The 22,909-nt window shown below is 72.7% G+C and carries 15 protein-coding genes; 10 read left to right on the top strand and 5 right to left on the bottom strand.

Going from position 1 to position 22,909, the window contains the following annotated elements; translation table 11 throughout:
• Positions 1–68 precede the first annotated feature (68 nt).
• Entirely contained in the window at positions 69–1,319 is a 1,251-nt protein-coding gene (locus ACZ62B_RS20905) for a L,D-transpeptidase (RefSeq protein ID WP_344567449.1), read from the bottom strand.
• Between the two features lie 161 nt (positions 1,320–1,480).
• Complete coding sequence (locus ACZ62B_RS20900; protein ID WP_469691651.1) at positions 1,481–2,716, bottom strand: L,D-transpeptidase; 1,236 nt, start codon at positions 2,714–2,716, stop codon at positions 1,481–1,483.
• Positions 2,717–2,905: 189 nt separating this feature from the next.
• On the opposite strand from ACZ62B_RS20900, the gene glgX reads away from it, so the two are divergent.
• Entirely contained in the window at positions 2,906–5,158 is a 2,253-nt protein-coding gene (glgX, locus tag ACZ62B_RS20895; RefSeq protein ID WP_468725280.1) for a glycogen debranching protein GlgX, read from the top strand.
• Here the strand turns inward: glgX and ACZ62B_RS20890 are convergent.
• Together ACZ62B_RS20890 and ACZ62B_RS20885 are read right to left on the bottom strand one after the other, a co-directional pair.
• Positions 5,141–5,524, bottom strand: coding sequence for a hypothetical protein (locus ACZ62B_RS20890; protein WP_344567443.1), 384 nt, complete (start codon positions 5,522–5,524; stop codon positions 5,141–5,143). The two genes, glgX and ACZ62B_RS20890, sit on opposite strands and share 18 nt — an antisense overlap.
• Entirely contained in the window at positions 5,521–5,889 is a 369-nt protein-coding gene (locus tag ACZ62B_RS20885; protein WP_344567441.1) for a hypothetical protein, read from the bottom strand. The genes ACZ62B_RS20890 and ACZ62B_RS20885 overlap by 4 nt, the downstream gene beginning before the upstream one ends.
• Positions 5,890–6,051: 162 nt before the next feature.
• Here ACZ62B_RS20885 and ACZ62B_RS20880 point away from each other — a divergent pair, with 162 nt between their 5' ends.
• From ACZ62B_RS20880 to ACZ62B_RS20850, 7 genes are all read left to right on the top strand, one after another.
• A complete protein-coding gene (locus ACZ62B_RS20880; protein WP_469691648.1) occupies positions 6,052–8,025 on the top strand; it encodes an ABC transporter ATP-binding protein in 1,974 nt (657 codons plus the stop codon).
• Positions 8,022–9,872, top strand: a complete 1,851-nt coding sequence (locus ACZ62B_RS20875) for an ABC transporter ATP-binding protein (protein WP_344567437.1) — start codon at positions 8,022–8,024, stop codon at positions 9,870–9,872. Before ACZ62B_RS20880 ends, ACZ62B_RS20875 begins: the two co-directional genes overlap by 4 nt.
• A 30-nt stretch (positions 9,873–9,902) precedes the next feature.
• Positions 9,903–11,624, top strand: coding sequence for an ABC transporter ATP-binding protein (locus tag ACZ62B_RS20870; RefSeq protein WP_469691646.1), 1,722 nt, complete (start codon positions 9,903–9,905; stop codon positions 11,622–11,624).
• A complete protein-coding gene (locus ACZ62B_RS20865) occupies positions 11,621–13,387 on the top strand; it encodes an ABC transporter ATP-binding protein (RefSeq protein ID WP_468725290.1) in 1,767 nt (588 codons plus the stop codon). The genes ACZ62B_RS20870 and ACZ62B_RS20865 overlap by 4 nt, the downstream gene beginning before the upstream one ends.
• Before the next feature lie 379 nt (positions 13,388–13,766).
• A complete protein-coding gene (locus ACZ62B_RS20860; protein ID WP_469691643.1) occupies positions 13,767–15,818 on the top strand; it encodes a M4 family metallopeptidase in 2,052 nt (683 codons plus the stop codon).
• 72 nt (positions 15,819–15,890) lie between these two features.
• Positions 15,891–16,412 (top strand): DUF1990 family protein, encoded by a 522-nt coding sequence (locus ACZ62B_RS20855; RefSeq protein ID WP_468725294.1) that lies wholly within the window; start codon positions 15,891–15,893, stop codon positions 16,410–16,412.
• Positions 16,413–16,724: 312 nt separating this feature from the next.
• The gene (locus ACZ62B_RS20850; RefSeq protein ID WP_468879828.1) at positions 16,725–17,768 is read left to right on the top strand and encodes a glycoside hydrolase family 11 protein; all 1,044 of its coding nucleotides are present in this window, start codon (positions 16,725–16,727) and stop codon (positions 17,766–17,768) included.
• A gap of 73 nt (positions 17,769–17,841) precedes the next feature.
• Here the strand turns inward: ACZ62B_RS20850 and ACZ62B_RS20845 are convergent, their stop codons facing one another.
• Positions 17,842–20,460: a glycosyltransferase family 1 protein gene (locus ACZ62B_RS20845; RefSeq protein WP_469691640.1), complete on the bottom strand. Its 2,619-nt coding sequence runs from the start codon at positions 20,458–20,460 to the stop codon at positions 17,842–17,844.
• Positions 20,461–20,721: 261 nt separating this feature from the next.
• On the opposite strand from ACZ62B_RS20845, the gene ACZ62B_RS20840 reads away from it, so the two are divergent.
• Positions 20,722–21,924, top strand: a complete 1,203-nt coding sequence (locus ACZ62B_RS20840) for a S8 family peptidase (RefSeq protein ID WP_468725299.1) — start codon at positions 20,722–20,724, stop codon at positions 21,922–21,924.
• Between the two features lie 283 nt (positions 21,925–22,207).
• The coding region (locus tag ACZ62B_RS20835) for a maltotransferase domain-containing protein (protein ID WP_468879832.1) at positions 22,208–22,909 on the top strand (702 nt) is incomplete at its 3' end.

The following is a 22,909-nucleotide window of genomic DNA, read 5'->3' as shown; positions in this document are numbered from 1 at the left end:
GCTCCGGGCCGAGCCGTGAGCCGGAACGGCCCCGCACCCCTGGCAGGGTGCGGGGCCGTCCGTGTGGCTCACGCCTTCCACTTCTCCCAGGACATGTTCCAGCCGTTGAGGCCGTTGTCCGGGGCGATGGTGGCGTCGTTGGAGTTCTTGACCTCCACCACGTCGCCGATCAGGGAGTTGTTGAAGAACCAGGCGGCCGGGGCCTCCTTGTCCCAGCCGCCGCGGACGTCGCGCAGGCCGACGCAGCCGTGGCTGGAATTGCGGTTGCCGAAGGCGTCGCCGCCCCAGTAGTTGCCGTGCAGGAAGGTGCCGGAGGTGGACAGGCGCATGGCGTGCGGGACGTCCTTGATGTCGTACTCGCCGCCGTAGCCGACCGTGTCGCCGTTCATCCGGGTCACCGTCAGCTTCTCGCTGATGACCATCTTGCCGTTCCAGGTCTCGTAGCCGGGCGCGCCGGTGGTGACCGGGACGGTCTTGAGGAGCTTGCCGTCCCGCATGACCTTCATCGTGAGCTTCTTGGCGTCGACGACGGAGACCTGCTCGCGGCCGATGGTGAAGGAGACCTTCTTGGACTGCTTGCCGTAGACGCCGTCGCGGCCCTCGACGCCGTCGAGGTTGAGGTCGACGGTGACCTTGGTGCCGGCCTTCCAGTACTTCTCCGGGCGGAAGTCGAGGCGGTCGTTGCCGAACCAGTGGCCCTCGACCTCGACGGCCGGCTCGGTGGTGATGCGGACGGCCTTCTCGACGTCCTCGGGGTTGGTGATGCCCCGGGTGAAGCGGAGCGAGAACGGCATGCCGACGCCGACCTTGGAGCCGTCCTCGGGGGTGAAGTGCCCGATGAAGGTGTTCTTCGGCGTCAGCGTGGTGAAGCTGGAGTCCTCGGCCGCGGTGCGGCCCTCGGAGTCCTTGGCGACCGCGTGCACCGTGTACTTGGTGGAGGCGGCCAGGTGGGTGGACGGCGTCCAGGTGGCGCCGTCCTTGGATATCTCGCCCTCGACCTTGTCGCCGTCCGGGTTCTTGACGACGACCTCGGTCAGCTTGCCGTTGCTCGCGTTCACCTTCAGCGCGCCGCTGGTCTCGACGGACTTCGCGCCGTCCTCGGGCGCGATGCCGACCACGGCCTCGGACTGCTTGCTCTGCGCCGCGGTGGAGTCCTTGCCCTTGTTCTTGCCGTCGCCCGAGCCGGAGTTCTGCTCCGAGCCTCCGCCGCCGCAGGCGGTCACCGCCAGCATCACGCCGAGCGCCAGTGCCGCCAGCTTCCGGCCGCCGCGCCCCCGGGCGCCGACCGGCGCCGCCCCCGATATGGGCCCCACGTTCACTTGTTTCTCCCCTCGGCGGGCCCAGTCCCTGCCGGACCCGCGCCCCCGCGCGCCCCTCGCGCGCTCGGGCATAGTAACCACAGGCCAGAGGGGTTCGAGGCGGCGGGTTTGTCACCGTTCCGTTCCAAGTTCAACGGCCCGCCGAGGGAGTCGCTTCAAAGTCACTTCACCGCGCTGCCCGCCTTCCACTTCTTCCAGTTCATGTTCCAGCCGCCGAGGCCGTTGTCGGGGGCGACCTTCTCGTCCTCGCTGTTGACGACCTCGACGACGTCGCCGACGAGGCTGCGGTCGAAGAACCAGCCCGCCGGGGTGTCCGCCCCGCCGCCCTTCACGTCGCGCAGTCCGATGCAGCCGTGGCTGACGTTGGAGTCGCCGAAGACGTCGGTGTCGGCCCAGTAGTTGCCGTGCAGGAAGGTCCCGGAGCTGGTCAGGCGGATGGCGTGCGGGACGTCGGGGATGTCGTACTCGCCCTTGCCGTCGTCGTCGGTGAAGCCGACCGTCGCGCCGTTCATGCGGGTGACCTCGAGCATCTCGGTGATCACCATCCGGCCGTTGTACGTGGGCGTCTTCCGCGCCCCCGCCGTGATCGGCACGGTGGCCAGCAGCTCCCCGTCCCGGTGCACCCGCATGGTGTGCTCGGCGGCGTCGACCACCGACACCTGGCTGCGGCCGACGGTGAAGGTGAAGGTGCGGTGCTGGAGGCCGTAGACGCCCGGCGCTCCCTCGACGTCGCGCAGGTTCAGGTCGACGGTGACCTCGGTGCCGGGCTTCCAGTACCGCTCGGGGCGGAAGTCGAGGCGGGAGTCGCCGAACCAGTGCGGGCGGATCTCGACGGCCGGGCGGGCGGTGACGCGGACGGCGCGTTCGACGGCCGCGCGGTGGACGATCTTCCGGTTGAACTCCAGGGAGACGATCATTCCGGTGCCGACGGTGGAGCGGTCCTCGGGCGCGACGTAGCCGATGAAGCGTTCCTCCGGGACAAAGGTGGTGAAGGTGGTGTGCCGGGCGGAGCGGCGGCCGTCGCCGTCCACGGCCACCGCGTCGACGGTGTACTTCGCGGCCAGCGCCAGCCGCGCGTCGTCGGGCTTCCAGGTCAGCCCGTCGGCGGAGATCCGCCCGGGGACCGGCGACTCCCGCGCGTCCTGCGACGCGACGACCTTCACCGACTCCAGCCGCCCGTCCGGCACCCGCACCCGCAGCGCCGAGTCGGGGCGTACGTTCTTGCTGCCGTCGTCGGGCGACACGCGGATGACGTCCTCGGCGGCCGGAGGCCCGAACGCCCCTCCGACGGTGCCGTCCGCGGTACAGCCGGCGGCTCCGGTCAGCAGTCCTGCCCATGTCACTACGGCGGCCAGCACGGCCCTCGCGCGCCGTGCGCGCCCTTGTACGTACCTCACGCGGTGCCCAACGACGGGCCTCGCCTCCGGGAAACGACCATGCCGCCCCCCGGGGAAACGTGAGTGCGAGGCACGCTCTGGGCAGAACAGGGGGAGGACGACGCGCCGGGGAGCCGCGGCCGGAGCCGACGACACGTGCCCCGCTCCCCTGTCCGCCGTCGTCCCCCACGAGCCGCGGGAGGCTGACAGGTGTCCAGCGCAGCCGAGCAGGAGGCGGTGACCCCGGAGCGGGCCACCGGGGACGGGCGCCCGGCCGCCGTCGTGAACGGCGCGCGGCCGGCGCCGCCCGTGCCCACGGTGCCCGTGCGGCCGGGCCGGCCGACGCCGCTGGGAGCCCGGTTCCGGGTCGGCCCGGACGGGGTGGCGGGGACGAACTTCGCGCTGTGGGCGGGCGGGGCGGAGGGGGTCGAGCTGTGTCTGTTCGACGAGCGGGGCAGGGAGAGCAGGGCCCGGCTCACCGAGCTGACGCACGAGATCTGGCACGGCTTCGTGCCGGGTGTGCTGCCCGGACAGCGGTACGGCTACCGGGTGCACGGCCGCTGGGACCCGTGGACCGGCGCCCGCTGGAATCCGGCGAAGCTGCTCCTCGACCCGTACGCGCGTGCGGTGGACGGAGACTTCAGGCTCCCGCCCGAGGTGTACGGGCACGTCCGCGACTGGCCGGAGCAGCATGTCGCGGACACCGTGCGCGACGACCGGGACTCCGCGCCGTACGTCCCCAAGGGCGTCGTCGTCCACGATGACGACGACTGGGCGGACGACCGCCGGCCGAAGACGCCGTGGGCGGACTCGGTGATCTACGAGCTGCACGTCAAGGGCTTCACGCGGCGGCACCCCGGCATCCCCGAGGAACTGCGCGGCACGTACGCGGGTCTTGCGCACCCCGCCGCGATCGAACACCTGGTCCGGCTCGGCGTCACGGCCGTGGAGCTGCTGCCGGTGCACCAGTTCGCGCACGAGGACCATCTGCTGCGGCGGGGGCTGCGCAACTACTGGGGCTACAACTCCATCGGCTACTTCGCCCCGCACGCCGGGTACGCGGCCTCCGGGACGAGGGGACAGCAGGTCGGCGAGTTCAAGCGGATGGTGCGGGCCCTGCACGCGGCCGGGATCGAGGTGATCCTCGACGTGGTCTACAACCACACGGCGGAGGCGGGCGAACTGGGCCCCACGCTCTCCCTGAAGGGCGTCGACAACCGCGGCTACTACCGCCTCCAGCCCGACGCCCGCCGGTACGCCGACTACACGGGCTGCGGCAACACCCTCCACGTCGTCCAGCCGCACGTCCTGCGCCTGATCACGGACTCCCTGCGCTACTGGGTGACCGAGATGGGCGTCGACGGCTTCCGCTTCGACCTGGCGGCGGCGCTGGCCCGCTCGATGCACGACGTCGACATGCTCTCCCCGTTCCTCGCGGTGATCGCGCAGGACCCGGTGCTGCGCCGGGTGAAGCTGATCGCCGAGCCGTGGGACGTCGGCTCCGGGGGCTACCAGGTGGGCGCGTTCCCGCCGCTGTGGACGGAGTGGAACGACCGCTACCGCGACGCCGTACGGGACTTCTGGCGGCACGCGCTGCCGGACGTGCGGGAGATGGGCTACCGGCTGTCCGGCTCCAGCGACCTGTACGCCTGGGGCGGGCGGCGGCCGTACGCCTCGGTCAACTACGTCACCGCGCACGACGGTTTCACCCTGCGCGACCTCGTGTCGTACGACCGCAAGCACAACGAGGCGAACGGCGAGGGCAACCGGGACGGCACGGACGACAACCGCGCCTGGAACTGCGGCGCGGAGGGGGAGACGGAGGACACCGGCGTACGGGCGCTACGGCGGCGGCAACTGCGGAACCTGCTGACCACGCTGCTGCTGTCGACGGGCGTGCCGATGCTGGTCGCGGGCGACGAGATGGGCCGCACCCAGCGCGGCAACAACAACGCCTACTGCCAGGACAACGAGATCGGCTGGGTGGACTGGGCGCTCGTGGACGACCCGGACTGGCGCCCCCTGCTGGAGCTGACCTCCCGGCTGATCGCCCTGCGCCACCGGCACCCGGTGCTGCGCCGCCGGGCCTTCTTCTCCGGCCGCGCGCACTCCGCGGACGGGCTGCGCGACCTGGCCTGGTTCACCCCGCGCGGCACGGAGATGACCGAGGACGACTGGTACGCGCCGGCCGCCACGCTCGGCATGTACCTCTCCGGGAGGGACATCCCGGGGCGCGACGAGCACGGGGACCAGATCCTCGACGACAGCTTCCTGGCCGTCCTGCACGCGGGGGAGGGACCGGTGGAGTTCGAGCTGCCGGGCCCGCCGTGGGCCCGGCGGTACGAGGTGGTCGTGGACACCGGACGGGAGACGCAGGCGGAGGCGCCCGGCGTGGAGCACCGGGCGGGGACGGCGGTCACGGTGCCGGGGCGGACGGTGCTGCTGCTACGGGTGCGGACCTGACCGTGGCACGGGCACCGGACCCTCCCCGCGCGGCCCGCGCACCGCGAGGACACCGGCGACCACCGCGACCACGAAGCCGGCGAGCTGGAGGACGACGCCGACGGTCGCGAGGAGGCCGCCCGTGTCCACGGTCGTGGTGAGGTCCTCGGTGTTGGCGACGGCTCCCGTCAGGAAGAAGGCCGCGGTGACGGTGGCGAGCAGCGGGGCGGGACGCCAGGGTGCGAGCAGGACCGCGAGGCCGACGGCCAGGAAGACGAACGGGCCGGGGCCGTCGTAGCCCTGGGCGGAGTCGCCCGCGGAGGCGGCGAGCATGCCGCATCCGGCCACGACGGCCATCGGACGGCGCTTCAGGCCGGGGGCGCTCATCGGCTGTCCTCCCGGACCCCGGACCGCACCGCGAGAGCCCGGGCCGCGCCCACCACGACGAGGACCAAGGCGACGAGTTCCATGGCGGTGGCCGCCACCAGCAGGGACTTGCCCGAGTCGAGGTTGTCCCACGCGTCGGGGGCGACGATGGCTCCGAAGCCGATCCACAGGCCGTTGGCCAGCGCGAAGAGCTTCGTCCAGAGGTTGGGGCGCCAGACGAGCAGGGCCGCGCCGGCGAGCGGGAGGAGCAGGCCCGGGGGGATCACGGGGTAGTCGGCGCCGCCCAGGATCTGCAGCACGATGGTGACCGCCATGCCCAGCAGGGCGGCGATGGTGAACCGCACGGCGGCGGTGTGTTTCCTCATGCCCCGAACGGTAGGAATCGGCGCCGGTCCGGGGCGTCGGCCCGGTGAAGACACCCGCGGTACGCCCCACGGAGTACACGCAGGTCGTAGGACCAGCGGCGGAGGACGGTCCGGCCAAAACCCGGTGGGCAGCGTCAGTGGCGTTCCGTAGGCTCACTGCTGATGCCCACTACACCTTCTCCCCCGGAATCCCGCTCCACCGTGCGTACGTTGCTGCGGCTGTGGCCGTACGTGCGGCCCGTGCGGGCGCGGTTGTTCACCGCCGCGTTCATCGCGATCGTCGCCTCCTGCATCGGGCTGGTCATCCCGCTCGTCCTGAAGTGGATGGTGGACGGCCCGATCGCCGACCGGGACCCGGCGGGGGTGTGGCTGGGCGCGCTGTACCTGCTGCTGCTCGGGCTGGCGGAGGCGCTGCTGTTCGGGTTCCGGCGGTGGCTGGTGGCGCGTCCGCTGTCGCACGTCGAGGCGGAGATGCGGGCGGGTCTGTACCGGCATCTGCAGCGGCTGCCGGTCGCGTTCCACGACCGGTGGCCGTCGGGGCAGTTGCTGTCGCGGGCCACCACGGATCTGATGCTGCTACGGATGTTCCTGGCGTTCCCGCTGACGTTCCTCCTGGTCAACGGCGTGACGATCCTGGTCGGCGTGATCATCATGCTGCTCCAGGACTGGACGCTGGGACTGGTCATCCTGGTGCCGGCCGTGCCGGTGATGGTCACGTGTGTGGTGTTCGAGAAGCGGTATTCGGGCGCGGCGCGGCTGGCACAGGACCAGGTGGGTGATCTGACGACGGTCGTCGAGGAGGGCGTGCTCGGCATCCGGATCATCAAGGGGTTCGGACGGCACCGCAGTCAGGCACGGGCGTTCCGCGAACTGTCGGAGAAGCTCCGGGGAACGGAGCTGCACAAGGCGCGGCTGCTGGCGACGATCCTGGGCGTCATCGTGACGCTGCCGGAACTCGCCATCGGGGCGGCGCTGGTGCTGGGGGCCGTACGGGTGGCGGACGGTTCGCTGTCCGCGGGAACGCTGGTGGCGTTCCTGTCGACCGCGCTCGCTCTCCGCTGGCCGGTGGACTCGATCGGCTTCCTCCTGGCGATGAGCCAGGAGGCGGCGACGGCCACGGAACGCTACTTCGAGGTCATGGACGCCGAGCCGGAGTCCTCCCCAGCTGCGGGCAGTAGTACCGCCCCAGCTGCGGGCAGTCGTGCCGCCGTAGCTGCGGGCAGTCGTGCCGCTGGGGCGGCACGGGTGGGCGCAGCGGCACCTCGTAGCGCCGAGCGGCGTGTCCACCCCCCGGGCGAGTCGCGCAGCCCGGCGCTTACGGGGGACCGTCCGCACCCACCCACCCCATCGCCCGAGCGGCACGACTGCCCGCGGGACAGCGAAGACGGGCTCGTCTTCCACGGCGTCAGCTTCCGTTACCCCGACGCGCCCTCCGACACGGCCCCCGTGCTCGACCGCGTCGACCTGCACATCCGCCCCGGCGAGTCCCTCGCCCTGGTCGGCGCCACCGGCAGCGGCAAAACCACCCTCACCGCCCTCGTCCCGCGCCTCCACGAAGTCACCGAGGGCCGCATCACCCTCAACGGAACGGACATCACCGAGATGTCCCGCGAGGAGCTGCGCTCCCGCGTCGCCGTCGCCTTCGAGGAACCCACCCTCTTCTCGGCCGGCGTCGGCGAGAACGTACTGATGGGCGGCGGGGACGGCGAGGAAGACCTGAACCGCGCCCTGGCCGTCGCCCAGGCCGATTTCGCGCACGCGCTGCCCCAGGGCACGGACACCCAGGTCGGCGAACAGGGCCTCAGCCTCTCCGGTGGCCAGCGCCAGCGCCTCGCGCTGGCCCGCGCCGTCGTCGGACGCCCCGACTTCCTGGTCCTCGACGACCCCCTGTCCGCCCTCGACGTGCACACCGAGGCCGCCGTCGAGGCCGCCCTGCGCCGGGTGCTCGCGGACACCACCGCCCTCATCGTGGCCCACCGCCCCTCCACGGTCCTGCTCGCCGACCGCGTGGCCCTGCTCTCCGGCGGCCGGATCACCGCGGTCGGCACCCATCACGAACTGCTGCGCGACAACCCCGAGTACGCGCACCTCATGTCCGGCGCCCCGGCGGGGAACCAGGAGGACGACGAGCGATGACGGCGACCACCACCGCACCCGCCCGGGACGAGGACGACGACCGGACCCCGTCCTCCGACGACCCCTTCGACCAGGACCAGCTGCCCACTCCCCCGGGCGCCACCGGCGTGCTGCTGCGTTCCCTGCTCTCTCCCATGCGCGGCAGGGTCGCCGTCACCGCGCTGTTGCTGCTGCTCCAGCAGGCCGCGGTGCAGGCCGGCCCGCTGCTGGTGGCGTACGCCATCGACCGGGCCGTGCCCGCGTTCCGCGACGACGACAACGGGCCGCTGATCGCGGTGGCGGTGGGCTACCTGCTGTGCGCGGTGGCGGCCGGCGCGCTGCAGTACGCCTTCGTCACCGCCTCCGCGCGGGTCAGCCAGGACGTGCTGCTCGATCTGCGCGGCCGTATCTTCCGGCACGCGCAGGCGCTCAGCGTCGACTTCCACGAGCGCTACACCTCGGGCCGGCTGATCTCCCGTTCCACCACCGACGTCGAGTCGCTGCGCGAGCTGCTGGAGGAGGGCCTGCAGGAACTGGTGATGGTCATCCTGTCGGCCGTCTACATCTCGGTGCTGCTGCTCTGGCTGGACCTGGGGCTCGGTGCGGTCGCGGTGGCGTCGTTCGTGCCGCTGTACCTGTTCATACGGTCGTACCAGCGGCGGGCGGGGCGGGTGTACCGGAAGCGGTCGACGGCCATCGCGGCGGTGATCGTGAAGTTCGTCGAGACGATGAACGGCATCCGGCCGGTGCGCGCCTTCCGCCGGGAGGCGGCGAACGACGCCGAGTTCGCGGTGCTGAACCGGCGGCACGAGCGGACCAACGGCGACGCGCTCCTTGAGATGGCCCGCTATGTCGTCGGCTCCCGGATCACCGCCAACACCACGGTCGCGCTGATCGTGCTGTGGGGCGCCTACCGGGTCGCGGACGACACGCTGGAGCTGGGCGTACTGGCGGCGGCGGTCCTGTACCTGCGCCGGTTGTACGACCCGATCGACCGGCTCGGCATGTTCCTGAACTCCTACCAGTCGGCGGCGGCGTCGCTGGAGAAGATCGCCGGCCTGCTGGCGCAGACCCCGTCCGTGCCCGAGCCGTCGGCCCCCCGCGAGCTGCCGGAGCGGCGCCCCGGACTCCCCGGCCGCGAGGTCGTCTTCGACGACGTCCGGTTCGCGTACCGCACCGGCGGCGAGGTGCTGCCCCGCTTCGGCCTCACCCTCCCGGCCGGGCAGACCGTCGCGGTCGTCGGCTCGACCGGCGCGGGCAAGTCGACGCTGGCGAAGCTGCTCGCCCGCTTCTACGACCCCACCGACGGCCGGGTGCTGCTCGACGGGACGGACCTGCGCGACCTCACGGGACGCGATCTGCGGCGCGAGGTGGTGATGGTGACGCAGGAGGCGTTCCTGTTCTCCGGCACGGTCGCCGAGAACATCTCGATCGGCCGGCCGGACGCCACCCGCCAGGAGATCGAGCAGGCGGCGAAGGAGATCGGCGCGCACGACTTCATCGCCGCGCTCCCCGACGGCTACGACACCGACGTACGCAAGCGGGGCGGCCGTATCTCGGCCGGTCAGCGCCAGCTGGTCGCCTTCGCGCGGGCGCTGCTCGCGGACCCGGCGGTCCTCATCCTCGACGAGGCGACCAGTTCGCTGGACATCCCCGGCGAGCGGGCGGTGCAGCGGGCGATGGCGACGGTGCTGAAGGGGCGTACGGCGGTGGTGATCGCCCACCGGCTGTCGACGGTGGAGATCGCCGACCGGGTGCTGGTCATGGAGCACGGACGGATCGTGGAGGACGGCAGCCCGTCCGAACTCATCGCCGGGACGGGCAGGTTCGCCGACCTGCACCGGGCCTGGCGGGACAGTCTGGCGTAGCCGCGACGGCGCACAGGGGGAGGACGAGCGGTGATCGACGCGTACGAGGACCCCGGCACGCCCGACCGTCGGGGCGGGGCCCGGTATCTGTGGTGGCTGGTCATGCGGCAGCCGGGGCGGTGTGCGGCGGGGGCCGTGTTCGGCAGCGTGTGGATGGTGCTGCTGGCGGCGACGCCGTACGCGATGTCGCGGGCCGTGGACGACGGGCTGGGGGCGGGCGACATGGGGGCGCTGGTGCTCTGGACCGGGGCCCTGTTCGTGGTGAACGGGGTCAACTCCTGGCTGAGCATCATGCGGCACCGCACGATGACGCGGGTGCGGATGGACGCCAACTTCCGCACGGTGAAGGTGGTCGTGGGGCAGACGGTGCGGCTGGGGGCCTCGCTGGAGCGGCGGGCCGGGGCCGGGGAGGTCGTCACCATCGGGGTGGGCGACGTGCAGATGATCGCCCAGTCGCTCACGGCGGTCGGGCCGGGGATCGGCGCGGTCGTGGCGTACGGGGTGGTGGCCGGGCTGCTGCTGTCGGTGTCGCCGCTGCTGGCCGTGGTGGTGCTGCTCGGGGTGCCGGTGATCGGGCTGGCCGTCGGGCCGCTGGCGGGGCGGTTGCAGGGCACGGAGACGGAGTACCGGGAGCGGCAGGGCGTGCTGACCGCGCGGATCGGGGATCTGGCGGGCGGGCTGCGGGTGCTGAGCGGGCTGGGCGGGAAGACCCTGGTCTCCGACGCGTTCCGCCGGGACTCGGGGCGGCTGCGGGAGCAGGGGTACCGGGTCGGGGCCGTGACGAGCTGGATGCAGGCGCTCGCCGCGGGACTGCCGACGCTGTTCCTGGCGGGGGTGACCTGGATCGCGGCCCGGCTGGCCGCGCAGGGGCAGATCAGTGTGGGCGAGCTGGTGTCGGTGTACGGCTATGTGGCCGTACTGGTGTGGCCGGTGATGTTCCTCATCGAGTGCGGATACCAGTTGAGCCGGGGTGTGGTGGCCGCCCGGCGGGTGACGGCGCTGCTGCGGCTCGATCCGCCGGCCGACGCCGCCACCGCCGACCCGCCGGCCGAGCCGTCCGTGCTGGAGGATCCGGAGTCGGGGGTGCGGGTGCCGCCGGGGCTGTTGACCGCGCTCACCGCCGTGCGCCCCGCCGACGCGCTCGCCGTGGTGGACCGGCTCGGGCGGTACGCGCCGTCGGCGGTCACCTGGGGCGGGGTCCGGCTGGACGGGATCGCGCTCGCACGGGTGCGGGAGCGGATCCTGGTCGCCGACCCGGAGGCCGATCTGTTCGCCGGTCCGCTGCGGGAGGTGGTGGCCGGGCGCGGGGACCCGTCCGACGAGGACGTGCTGCGGGCGCTGCACGCGGCCGCCGCCGAGGACATCGTGCAGGGACTGCCCGAGGGGCTGGACTCGACGGTGTCCGCGCAGGGCCGCAGCCTCTCCGGCGGTCAGCGGCAACGGGTGCGGCTGGCGCGGGCGTTGCTGGCCGACCCGGAGGTGCTGCTGGCGGTGGAGCCCACCTCGGCGCTCGACGCGCACACCGAGGCCACGGTCGCCGACCGGCTGCGCGCGGCCCGGAAGGGACGTACGACGCTGCTGGCCACCACCTCGCCGCTGGTGCTGGACCGGGCCGACCGGGTGCTCTTCCTGGCCGACGGGAAGGTGGTGGCGAGCGGCAGCCACCGTGAACTGCTCGACAGCGAGCCCGGATACCGGGAGCTGGTGGCCAGGGACGCCGACGAGAACGCCGCCGAGGAGGTCGTGCGATGAGCGGGGAACGACTCCCCCTGGCCGGGCCCGCCGATGTGCGCCGGGCCGCCGCGGGGCTGGTGCGGGCGGACGGGCGGGCCTTCGCCGGCGTACTGGTCCTGAACGCGCTGGCGGCCGTGGCGGGGCTGGCCGGGCCCTGGCTGCTGGGGCGGATCGTCGACGAGGTGCGCGACGGGGGCGGGGTGGCGGTGGTGGACCGGCTGGCGCCGGTCATCGTGGCGTGCGCGGTCACGCAGCTGCTGCTGTCCCGCTGGGCCCGGTACGTGGGGCACCGCTTCGGGGAGCGGACGCTGGCGCGGGTGCGGGAGCGGTTCGTGGACCGGGCGCTGGGGCTGCCGTCGTCGGTGGTGGAGCGGGCGGGCACCGGTGATCTGACCGCGCGGGGGACGGCCGATGTGACCGCCGTCGGTACGACCCTGCGCGACGCCGGGCCCGCACTGCTGGTCAACGCCGTGCAGTCGCTGTTCGTGATGGCGGCGGTCGTCGTGGTGGATCCGCTGCTCGGCGCCCTCGGGCTGCTGTGTCTCACGCCGATCTGGCTCGCGGTGCGCTGGTACCTGCGCCGGGCGCGCGACGCCTACCTCGCCGAGGGCGCGGCCAACTCGGACGTGGCGGAGATCGTCGCGGCGACGGCCGCGGGGGCCCGCACCGTGGAGGCGTTCCGGCTTCAGGAACGGCGGATCCGGGCCGGCCGGGACGCGCTGGAGACCTCCCGCCGCGCCCGCTTCCACACGCTGTTCCTGCGCACGGTGTTCTTCCCGGTGGTCGAGGTGTCGTACGCCGTGCCGGTGGCCGGGGTGCTGCTGATCGGCGGGGTGCTGCACGAGCGGGGCGCGGTGAGCCTCGGGGCGGTGGTGAGCGCGTCCCTGTACCTGCTGCAGTTGAGCGGGCCGCTGGACGAGGTGCTGATGCGGATCGAGCAGTTGCAGAGCAGCGGGGCGTCGTTCGCCCGGGTGGAGGGGCTGGCCCGGGCGCCGCGCGCGGCTCAGCGGGGCGACAGTCCGGATCCGGCCGGTGACCGCATCGACGTGACCGGGGTGCGCTACGCCTACGACGGGGGCGTCGAGGTGCTGCGCGGGGTCGATCTGACGGTGACGCCGGGTGAGCGGCTCGCGGTGGTGGGGCCGTCCGGGGCGGGCAAGACCACGCTGAGCCGGCTGCTCGCGGGCGTGGACGCGCCGACCTCGGGGAGCGTGACGGTGGGCGGGGTGCCGGTGGCGGGCCTGGACCCGGAGCGGCTGCGGCGGCAGGTGGTGCTGGTCACCCAGGAGCACCACGTGTTCCTGGGGTCGGTCCGCGACAATCTGCGCATCGCCGAACCGGACGCCGAGGACGGGGAGTTGTGGGCGGCGCTGGCCGTGGTCGGCGCCGAGGCGTGGGTGCGGGAGCTGCCGGAGGGGCTGGACACGGAGCTGGGCGAGGGCGGCCACGCCACCGACGGTTCGCAGGCGCAGCAGCTCGCGCTGGCGCGGGTGGTGCTGGCCGACCCGCACACGCTGATCCTCGACGAGGCCACCGCCCTGCTCGACCCGGCCACCGCCCGGCACACCGAGCGCGCGCTGGCGGCCGTCCTGGAGGGCCGTACGGTCATCGCCGTCGCCCACCGCCTCCACACCGCCCACGACGCCGACCGCGTGGCCGTCATGGAGAACGGCCGACTGACCGAACTCGGCACACACGACGCCCTGGTGACGGCCGACGGGGTCTACGCGACCCTGTGGCACTCCTGGCACGGCGACCACCCGTCCGGCGGCACCAACTAGCCCGTCCGGCGTTTGAGGACGAGGCCCGTCCAGGGCCGAAGGGGGTCTGGGGCGCAGCCCCAGGGACGGGACGGGAAGGGGCGGCGGGGGGCGAGCACCCCAAAGGCCCGCCCCCGCCGCCCTCCACACTTGACCGTTCGTATACCGAACCTGAACTCCCGGACAACGAACGGTTTCCGGCCAAATTTCTGACGCGCCCCTGACAGAAACCCCGATCCCCTGCCACTCTTCCCACGGCCGCTCAACAGCAACCCCACAGCACACCCCACCGCTGCCCCGCGGCCACAGCGAAATGCACTTCCGTTCTGCCCGGCCGGCCCACCCGCCGCCCGGTTCTCCCCAGGCCGCGCGATCCGCGGCCACGCAGAAGGAGTCAGCGTTGAGAAGCAGGTCGTCCCACAGACGCACCCCCCACGCCACACACCGCCGTGCCGCCGCCGTCGCCCTCGCCGGGGTGGCCGCGCTGATCGCCACGGCCGTGCAGTCCGGCAGCGCCACCGCCGCCCCCGAACAGGCACCGGCGGCCGCGAGCAAGGCGAAGCCGGGTTCGGAGTCGGTCAAGCTCACCCCCGCCCAGCGCGCCGCGCTGATCCGCGAGGCGAACGCCACCAAGGCGGAGACCGCCAAGGACCTCGGCCTGGGCGCGAAGGAGAAGCTCGTCGTCCGCGACGTCCTCAAGGACCGCGACGGCACCGTGCACGTCCGCTACGAGCGCACCTACGACGGTCTGCCCGTCCTCGGCGGCGACCTGGTCGTCCAGGGCGAGACGCCCGGCGCGGCCGACTCCGTCGTCAAGGCCACCCGGACCGCGGTGAAGCCCGCGACCACCACCGCCAAGGTGCCGGCCGCCGAGGCCGAGCGGCAGGCCCTGTCCGCCGCGAAGGCCGAGAAGGCCGAGGGCGCCGACGTCGACCGGGCCCCGCGCAAGGTGATCTGGGCCGCCGAGGGCAAGCCGGTCGTGGCGTACGAGACGGTCGTCGGCGGGCTCCAGCACGACGGCACCCCGCAGGAGCTGCACGTCGTCACCGACGCCACCACGGGCGAGAAGCTGTACGAGTGGGAGGCCATCCAGAACGGAACCGGCCACACCGTCTACAGCGGCACCGTCGACCTGACCACCACCCAGTCCGGGTCGTCGTACAACCTCACCGACGGGGCGCGCGGCAACCACCGCACGTACAACCTCAACCGGGGCACCTCCGGCACCGGCACGCTGTTCTCCGGCTCCGACGACGTCTGGGGCAACGGCAGCCCGCCCAACCTGGAGTCGGCCGCCGCCGACGCCCACTACGGGGCCGCGCTGACCTGGGACTACTACAAGAACGTGCACGGCCGCAGCGGCATCCGCGGCGACGGCGTGGGCGCCTACTCCCGGGTCCACTACGGCAACAACTACGTCAACGCCTTCTGGTCCGACAGCTGCTTCTGCATGACCTACGGCGACGGCTCCGGCAACGCCAACCCGCTCACCTCGATCGACGTGGCCGCGCACGAGATGACCCACGGTCTCACCTCGAACACCGCGGGCCTCAACTACAGCGGCGAGTCCGGCGGCCTGAACGAGGCGACCAGCGACATCTTCGGCTCGACCGTCGAGTTCTACGCCAACAACTCCTCCGACGTCGGTGACTACCTCATCGGCGAGGAGATCGACATCAACGGCGACGGCACCCCGTTGCGCTACATGGACAGGCCGAGCAAGGACGGCGCGTCCAAGGACTCCTGGTACTCGGGCATCGGCAACATCGACGTCCACTACTCCTCCGGCCCCGCGAACCACTTCTTCTACCTGCTGAGCGAGGGCAGCGGCACCAAGACCATCAACGGTGTCACCTACGACTCGCCCACCTCGGACGGCCTCCCGGTCACCGGCATCGGCCGCGCCAAGGCGGAGAAGATCTGGTTCCGCGCGCTGACCACCAAGTTCACCTCCACCACCAACTACGCGGGCGCCCGCACCGGCACCCTGGCGGCGACCGGTGAGCTGTACGGCACGGACAGCGCCGAGTACAAGGCGGTGCAGGACGCGTGGGCGGGCATCAACGTCGGCTCGCGCTCCGACGACGGTGGCGGCGGCGGTGACGGTACGACCTTCGAGAACAACACCGACGTGACCATCCCGGACTACGGCTCCGCGGTGACGTCCTCGATCACCGTCTCCGGGCGGACGGGCAACGCGCCCTCCAACCTCCAGGTCACGGTCGACATCGAGCACACCTGGAGCGGTGACCTGGTCGTCGACCTGCTGGCCCCGGACGGCACCGCGTACAACCTGCGCAACCGCAGCGGCGGCTCCGCGGACGACATCAAGGAGACCTTCACGGTCAACGCCTCCTCCGAGGCCGCCAACGGCACCTGGCGGCTGCGGGTGCAGGACCGGGCACGGTACGACACCGGCTACATCAGCGGCTGGAAGCTCACCTTCCCGTAAACCGGGAACGCGTGCCACGAGCGGCGCCCCGCCTTTCTCCAAGGCGTGGGCGCCGCCCTACTCTTGGGTCCCATGTCTTCGGCGGACTTCACCTACGACCACGTCGGCGCGACCCGGGAACCCGGTTTCTGCCCTCCCGGCTTCCACCCGATGCGCGTCCGCACCCGCCTCGGCGAGGGCGAGGCCGTCTTCCGGCAGGCGGCTCGGGCGCTGCTCACCTGGGAACTGCACCGGGAGCTGGGGGTCGGCGTCGAGGCCGCCGCCGACCGCGCGGCCCCGGACGTCGACGTCACCATCACCCTCGCCGGGGTCGTGAAGGCGCCCTGCCGCGTGGTGTGGACGGTGGAGGAGCACCGCAGGGCCGGCTGGGCGTACGGCACCCTGGCCGGGCACCCCGAATGCGGCGAGGAGTCCTTCGTCGTGGACCGCACCGGCGACGGAACGGTGTGGCTGACGGTGGAGGCGTTCAGCCGGCCGGCCCGCTGGTACTCCCGCGCGGGCGGCCCGGCCACCCGCGCGATGCAGCACGCGTACGCCCGCCGCTGCGGCAAGGTGCTGCGCCGCCTGGCCACCCGGGGCCTCGAGGAGTACTGACACCCGGACGGTGACGCCGGAAAGGGTTCGAAAGTTTCGAACCGCGGCCTCGGAGAGACCCCGACACTCCTCCCCCCGGCGACCGGCGCACTCGCCTAACCCCAGCTACGGCAACGGCCCACAGCACCGAATACTTTCGGGAGCATTACGAAACCATTGACAACTCCTCCGCCGCGGAAGACCGTTGTGGCGCTCCCCGGTCCTACGTCACGGACGTAGGACCGGTCCCCTGTCGCCTCGTCGGTGAGCGCCGAGGTGTGTTCGGCGTGTCTCCCCGTCCCCGACGTGCCCTTCACGAGGAGGAACAGTTCCATGAGCGAATTCCCCCACGGCTCCGCCCCACGTCCGGTCAGCCGCAGAAGATTCGTCCTCGGCGGTGCCGGGGCACTGGCGGCGGCGGCCGGATCCGGACTGCTGCTGCCCGGCACGGCACGGGCCGACCAGGTCCTCACCAGCAACTCGACCGGCACGTACAACGGGTACTACTACTCCTTCTGGACCGACGACCCCGGCTCCGTCACCATGACGCTGGGAGCCGCCGGGCAGTACAGCAGCCAGTGGAGCAACACCAACAACTGGGTCGGCGGCCTCGGCTGGAGCAACGGCAGCCGACGGAACGTCACCTACTCCGGCACGTTCAACCCGGGCAGCAACGGCTACCTGGCGCTGTACGGGTGGACCGCCAACCCGCTGGTGGAGTACTACATCGTCGAGAACCACGGCCCGTACAACCCCGGGTCGGCCGGCCAGCAGCGCGGCACGGTCAACGCCGACGGCGGCACGTACACCATCTACGAGTCCACGCGGGTCAACGCGCCGTCGGTGGAGGGCACCAAGACCTTCCAGCAGTACTGGAGCGTCCGGAACAGCAAGCGGTCCAGCGGCACCATCAACACCGGCACGCACTTCGACGCCTGGGAAGCGGCCGGGATGCCGATGGGGGCCTTCAACTACTACATGATCATGGCCACCGAGGGCTACCAGAGCTCCGGCAGCTCCAACATCACCCTCGGTGGTGGCGGCGACGGGGGCACTCCCACGACCCCGCCGCCGACGGGCGCCTGCAGCGCCACCTACCGCACCACCAACGCGTGGAACACCGGCTTCAACGGTGAGGTGACCATCACCGCGGGCAGCGGCGGCGTCACCAACTGGAGCGTGCCGATGACGCTGGCCTCCAACCAGACGATCGCCTCGCTCTGGAACGGCACCGCCAGCAGGAACGGGAACGTGGTGACCGTGACCCCGGCCGGCCACAACCGCACCCTGAGCGCGGGACAGTCGACGTCGTTCGGCTTCACCGTCAACGGGCCCTCCAGCCCGGCGCCGTCGGTCGGCAGCTGCAGCGCGGGCTGATCCGGCGTCCCGCTCCCCCCACGCCTCGGCGCGGTGCCCCTCGGCACCGCGCCGTCGCCCGCCCGGGGAGACCTCACCGCATCAGCAGCCCCGCGGCCTCCACCACGTCCTCCGAGGGCACCGCGACCAGTCCCAGCTCGGCACCCGACGCCAGCAGGCGATGGCTGGGCAGGATGCGGACCGTGTACCCGAAGGGCCCCGTACGGTCCAGGGCGAGCGGACCCTCGTACACCCAGCGCCCCTCCCCGTCCGGCGCGCCCACCGGCTTCAGCGGCACGGCCGTCGCACCGGTGATCCGGTCCTCCCCGTCCACCCGCCCGGACACCGCCTGCACCTCGACGTCCTCCGGTTTCAGACCGCCCAGCCCCACCCGCACCCGCAGCGCGAGCGTGCTGCCGAGCTCCGCGGTGGCCGCCGTCACGGACGTCTCGACATGGTCGACGGTCACCCCGTGCCAGGCGGCGCGCACCCGCGCCTTCCACCCGGCGAGCGCACGCGCGGACTCCGCGTCCATCGCACGATGGGCGTGCGCGGCGGGCACGTACAGCCGCTCCACGTACTCCCGGACCATCCGCCCGGCCAGCACCTTCGGCCCGAGCAGGCTCAGCGTCCGCCGCACCATCTCGATCCACCGGTCCGGCAGCCCGTCGTGCCCCCGGCCGTAGAAGCACGGGGTGATCCGCTGCTCCAGCAGGTCGTACAGCGCCGCGGCCTCTATGGCGTCGCGCCGGTCCGGATCGGTCCCGGCCCCGTCCGCCGTGGGAACGGCCCAGCCGAAGTCGGGCTGGAACCACTCGTCCCACCAGCCGTCGAGGACGGACAGGTTGAGGCAGCCGTTGAGCGCGGCCTTCATCCCGCTGGTGCCGCACGCCTCCAGCGGCCTGAGCGGATTGTTCAGCCAGATGTCGCAGCCGGGGTAGAGCTTCTGCGCCATCGCCATGCCGTAGTCGGGCAGGAACACGATCCGGTGCCGCACGCGCGGGTCGTCGGCGAAGCGGACCAGTTCCTGGATGAGCCGCTTGCCGCCGTCGTCCGCCGGGTGCGCCTTGCCCGCGACCACGATCTGCACCGGCCGCTCGGGGTGCAGCAGCAGGTCCATCAGCCGGTCCCGGTCGCGCAGCATCAGCGTCAGCCGCTTGTACGACGGGACGCGCCGGGCGAAGCCGATGGTCAGCACGTCGGGGTCGAGCACCCCGTCGATCCAGCCCAGCTCGGCCGTGCCGGCGCCGCGCTGCCGCCAGGAGGCGCGCAGCCGCTCGCGCACCTCGAGGACCAGCAGTTCGCGCAGGGACCGGCGCAGCTCCCAGATGTCCTGGTCGGCGATGTCCGCGACGGAGTCCCAGCGGTCGGAGTCGCCGACGCTCAGCGCCTCCTCGGCGCGCTGGGCGCCGATCTGCCGGGCGCCGAGCCGGAACACCTCGGGGGCGACCCAGGTGGGCGCGTGCACCCCGTTCGTCACGGAGGTGATGGGCACCTCCTCGGGGTCGAAGCCCGGCCAGAGCCCGGCGAACATCTCGCGGCTGACGTTGCCGTGCAGCAGGGAGACGCCGTTGGCCCGCTGGGCCAGGCGCAGGCCCATCACGGCCATGTTGAACAGGTTGGGCTCACCGCCGGGGTAGCTCTCCATGCCGAGCCTGAGGACGCGGTCGACCTCCATGTTCGGCAGTTCGGCGTGCGGGCCGAAGTGCCGGGCGACCAGTTCGCGGTCGAAGCGGTCGATGCCGGCCGGGACGGGCGTGTGGGTGGTGAACACGGTCCCCGCGCGGACCGCCTCAAGGGCCGCGTCGAAGTTCAGCCCGTCCGCGCGCAGTTCGGCGATGCGCTCCAGACCGAGGAAACCGGCGTGGCCCTCGTTGGTGTGGAACACCTCGGGCGCGGCGTGCCCGGTCAGCTCGCAGTACGTGCGTACCGCCCGGACCCCTCCTATGCCGAGCAGCATCTCCTGGAGCAGCCGGTGTTCGCTGCCGCCGCCGTAGAGCCGGTCGGTCACCCCGCGTTCGCCGAGGTCGTTCTCCTCGACGTCGGAGTCCAGCAGGAGCAGCGGGATCCTGCCCACCTGGGCCAGCCAGATCCGGGCGCGCAGGGAGCGGTCGCCGGGCAGGGCGAGGGTGACCTGGGCGGGGGTGCCGTCGGGCTCCTCGAGCTGGTCCAGGGGCAGCTCGTTGGGGTCGAGCACGGGGTAGTGCTCCTGCTGCCAGCCGTCCCGGGACAGGGACTGGCGGAAGTAGCCGTGCCGGTAGAGCAGGCCGACGCCGATGAGGGGGACGCCGAGGTCGCTGGCGGCCTTGAGGTGGTCGCCGGCGAGGATGCCGAGTCCTCCGGAGTACTGCGGCAGGGCGGCCGTGATGCCGAACTCCGGGGAGAAGTAGGCGACGGCGGCGGGCAGCCGGTCGGGCTGCGCCTGGTACCAGCGGTCGCCGGTCATATAGGCGTCCAGATCGGCGGCGACCGTGTCGAGGCGGTCCAGGAAGTCACGGTCGCCGGCCAGCTCGGTGAGCCGCTCGGCCGCCACGCTGCCGAGCAGCCGTACGGGGTCGCAGCCGGCGGCGGCCCAGCGTTCGGGGTCGACGGAGCGGAACAGGTCACGGGTCCCGGCGTGCCAGGACCAGCGCAGGTTGCGGGCCAGGTCGCTCAGGGGGCGCAGGGGTTCGGGGAGCACGGGTCGGACGGTGAATCGACGGATCGCCTTCACAAGTCACCTCGGCGCGTTCGTGAGAGACGCGGTGTGCGTCCGGGCATCGTTGCCGACAGTACCGGCGCGGCCACGGTCCGCGTGGGAAGCCGGGGGACACGGACGCCTTCGTACCCCCGGTCAAACGATTCACTTCACGACGGATATGGCCGATTCCGCCCCCATGGGCGTTCTTGTCGCGCTTCGTCCCGCACGAGACGCTTCCCCTCTGGCGTGCCGGCCCGCGCCGGACGCGCCGAGTGGAGGAGGGGAGCCCGGACCATGGCACGGACGCGCGGACGGTGTGCGCGTCGGGCGGGGGTCATGACGGCGGTGCTGTGCACCGCGGCGGTCTCGGCCGCCACCCTGCCCGCGCACGCCGCACCACAGGGACGCATACTCGGCGCCGGGGCACCCGGCTCCGTGACCGGCGGTTACCTGGTGACGCTGGAGGAGGGGACGACGGCCGGCTCGGCGGCCGGCAGGGCCCTCGCCGAGCGGTACGGGGCGAGAATCAGCCACACTTACGGCACGGTGCTCAACGGGTACGCCGTACGGGCGGACGCGAGACAGGCCGGACGCCTGGCCGCCGACCCGCGGGTCGCCTCGGTCGTCCAGGACACCCGCGTGACGCTGGACCGCACCCGGAAGAACCCGCCCTCCTGGGGCCTGGACCGCATCGACCAGCAAAACCTCCCGCTGGACGAGCACTACACCCGGCCGGAGTCGGCGGGCGCCGGGGTGACGGTCTACGTGATCGACACCGGCGTACGGACCACGCACGAGGAGTTCGCCGGACGGGCCCGCCACGGCTGGGACTTCGTGCAGAACGACCGGACCGCGCAGGACGGCAACGGACACGGCACGCATGTCGCCGGGATCGTCGCGGGCGCCTCGTACGGGGTCGCCGAGAAGGCGAGCGTCGTCTCCGTGCGTGTCCTGGACGACGCCGGTGCCGGCACCACCGCCCAGGTGATCGCCGGCATCGACTGGGTCACCCGGAACGCGAGGAAGCCCGCGGTCGCCAACCTCAGCCTGGGCGGCTTCTACAACGCACAGCTCGACGCCGCCGTCCGCACCTCCATCGCCTCCGGCGTCACCTATACGGTCGCCGCGGGCAACGAAGGCGGGCCGGCCGCGCTGTACTCGCCGGCGGGCGTGAAACAGGCCGTCACGGTCGGCGCGACCGACCGGCAGGACAAGAAACCGGCCTTTTCCAACCACGGCTCGGCGCTCGATCTGTTCGCCCCGGGGGTGTCGATCACCTCGGCCTCCGCCGCGAGCGACACCGCGCGGGTCACCTCCTCGGGTACGTCGATGGCGTCCCCGCACGTGGCGGGCGCGGCGGCGCTGTATCTCGCCGAGCACCGGCGGGCGACCCCGGCCCAGGTGGCGAACGCGCTGGTCAAGGGCGCGGCGAGCGGGAAGGTGACCGGGCGCGGGCTCGGTTCGCCGGACCGGCTGCTCCAGGTTCCGCGCGCGTAGCGGCACCCGCGCGGGCGGCCGGGCACCGGCCGCCCCGGACGGCACCGGACGGCGTCGGAGGGCATCGGCGGCCGTGGGAGCGGGCCCACCGATGACCGGCCCCGTCCCGTGCGGACGGGGCCGGTCTTGTGTGTCGACATACGCGCGAGTAGTTAGCAACGTGCCGGATTGCCCACCCGAACAGTGTGGGAAGGCTCCTGCGGGTACTCCCTCAGCAACACCACGCAGGACCCACCTCCCCACAGTCATCCGCCCACCCACGTTGACGCGGACAGGAGCGGTCATGCCCGCCAAGCACCACTCGTCATCCCCTCCGACACCGGGCGCCGCCCGGACACCCGTGAAGCGCGGCGCCGGATCCCCTCCGGCCCGCCCGGCCGAGACCGGCCCCCCGCCGCCCGCCTCCGTGACACCGGCCCCCGCGACCGCCGTGGGGCGCATTCCCGTCCTCGACGTCCGGCCGATGGTCCGGCAGGGGCGCCGGCCGGCGAAGGCCGTGACCGGTGAGACGTTCGAGATCTCGGCGACCGTGTTCCGGGAAGGGCACGACGCGGTGGCCGCCAACGTGGTGCTGAAGGATCCCGAGGGGCGGCCGGGGCCGTTCACGCCGATGCGGGAGCTCGCGCCCGGCACGGACAGATGGGGGGCGACCGTCACCGCCGGGGAGCCGGGGCTGTGGACGTACACCGTGGAGGCGTGGGGCGATCCGGTCACCACCTGGCGGCACCACGCGCAGATCAAGATCCCGGCGGGCATGGACACCGAGGTCGTCCTGGAGGAGGGCGCCCGGCTGCACGAGCGGGCGGCGGCCGGGGTGCCCGACTCCGGGCCCAGAAGCGTCCTCCTCGCCGCCGTGGACGCCCTGCGCGACGAGAGCCGTCCGGCGGCGTCCCGGCTGGCGGCGGCGTTGACGCCGGAGGTGGACGCGGTGCTGGCCCGGCACCCGCTGCGGGAGCTGGTCACCAGCAGCGACCCGCTGCCGCTG

The organism is Streptomyces sp. NPDC053426, assembly GCF_055585405.1.
This window is presented reverse-complemented; position numbering and strand designations above follow the sequence as displayed.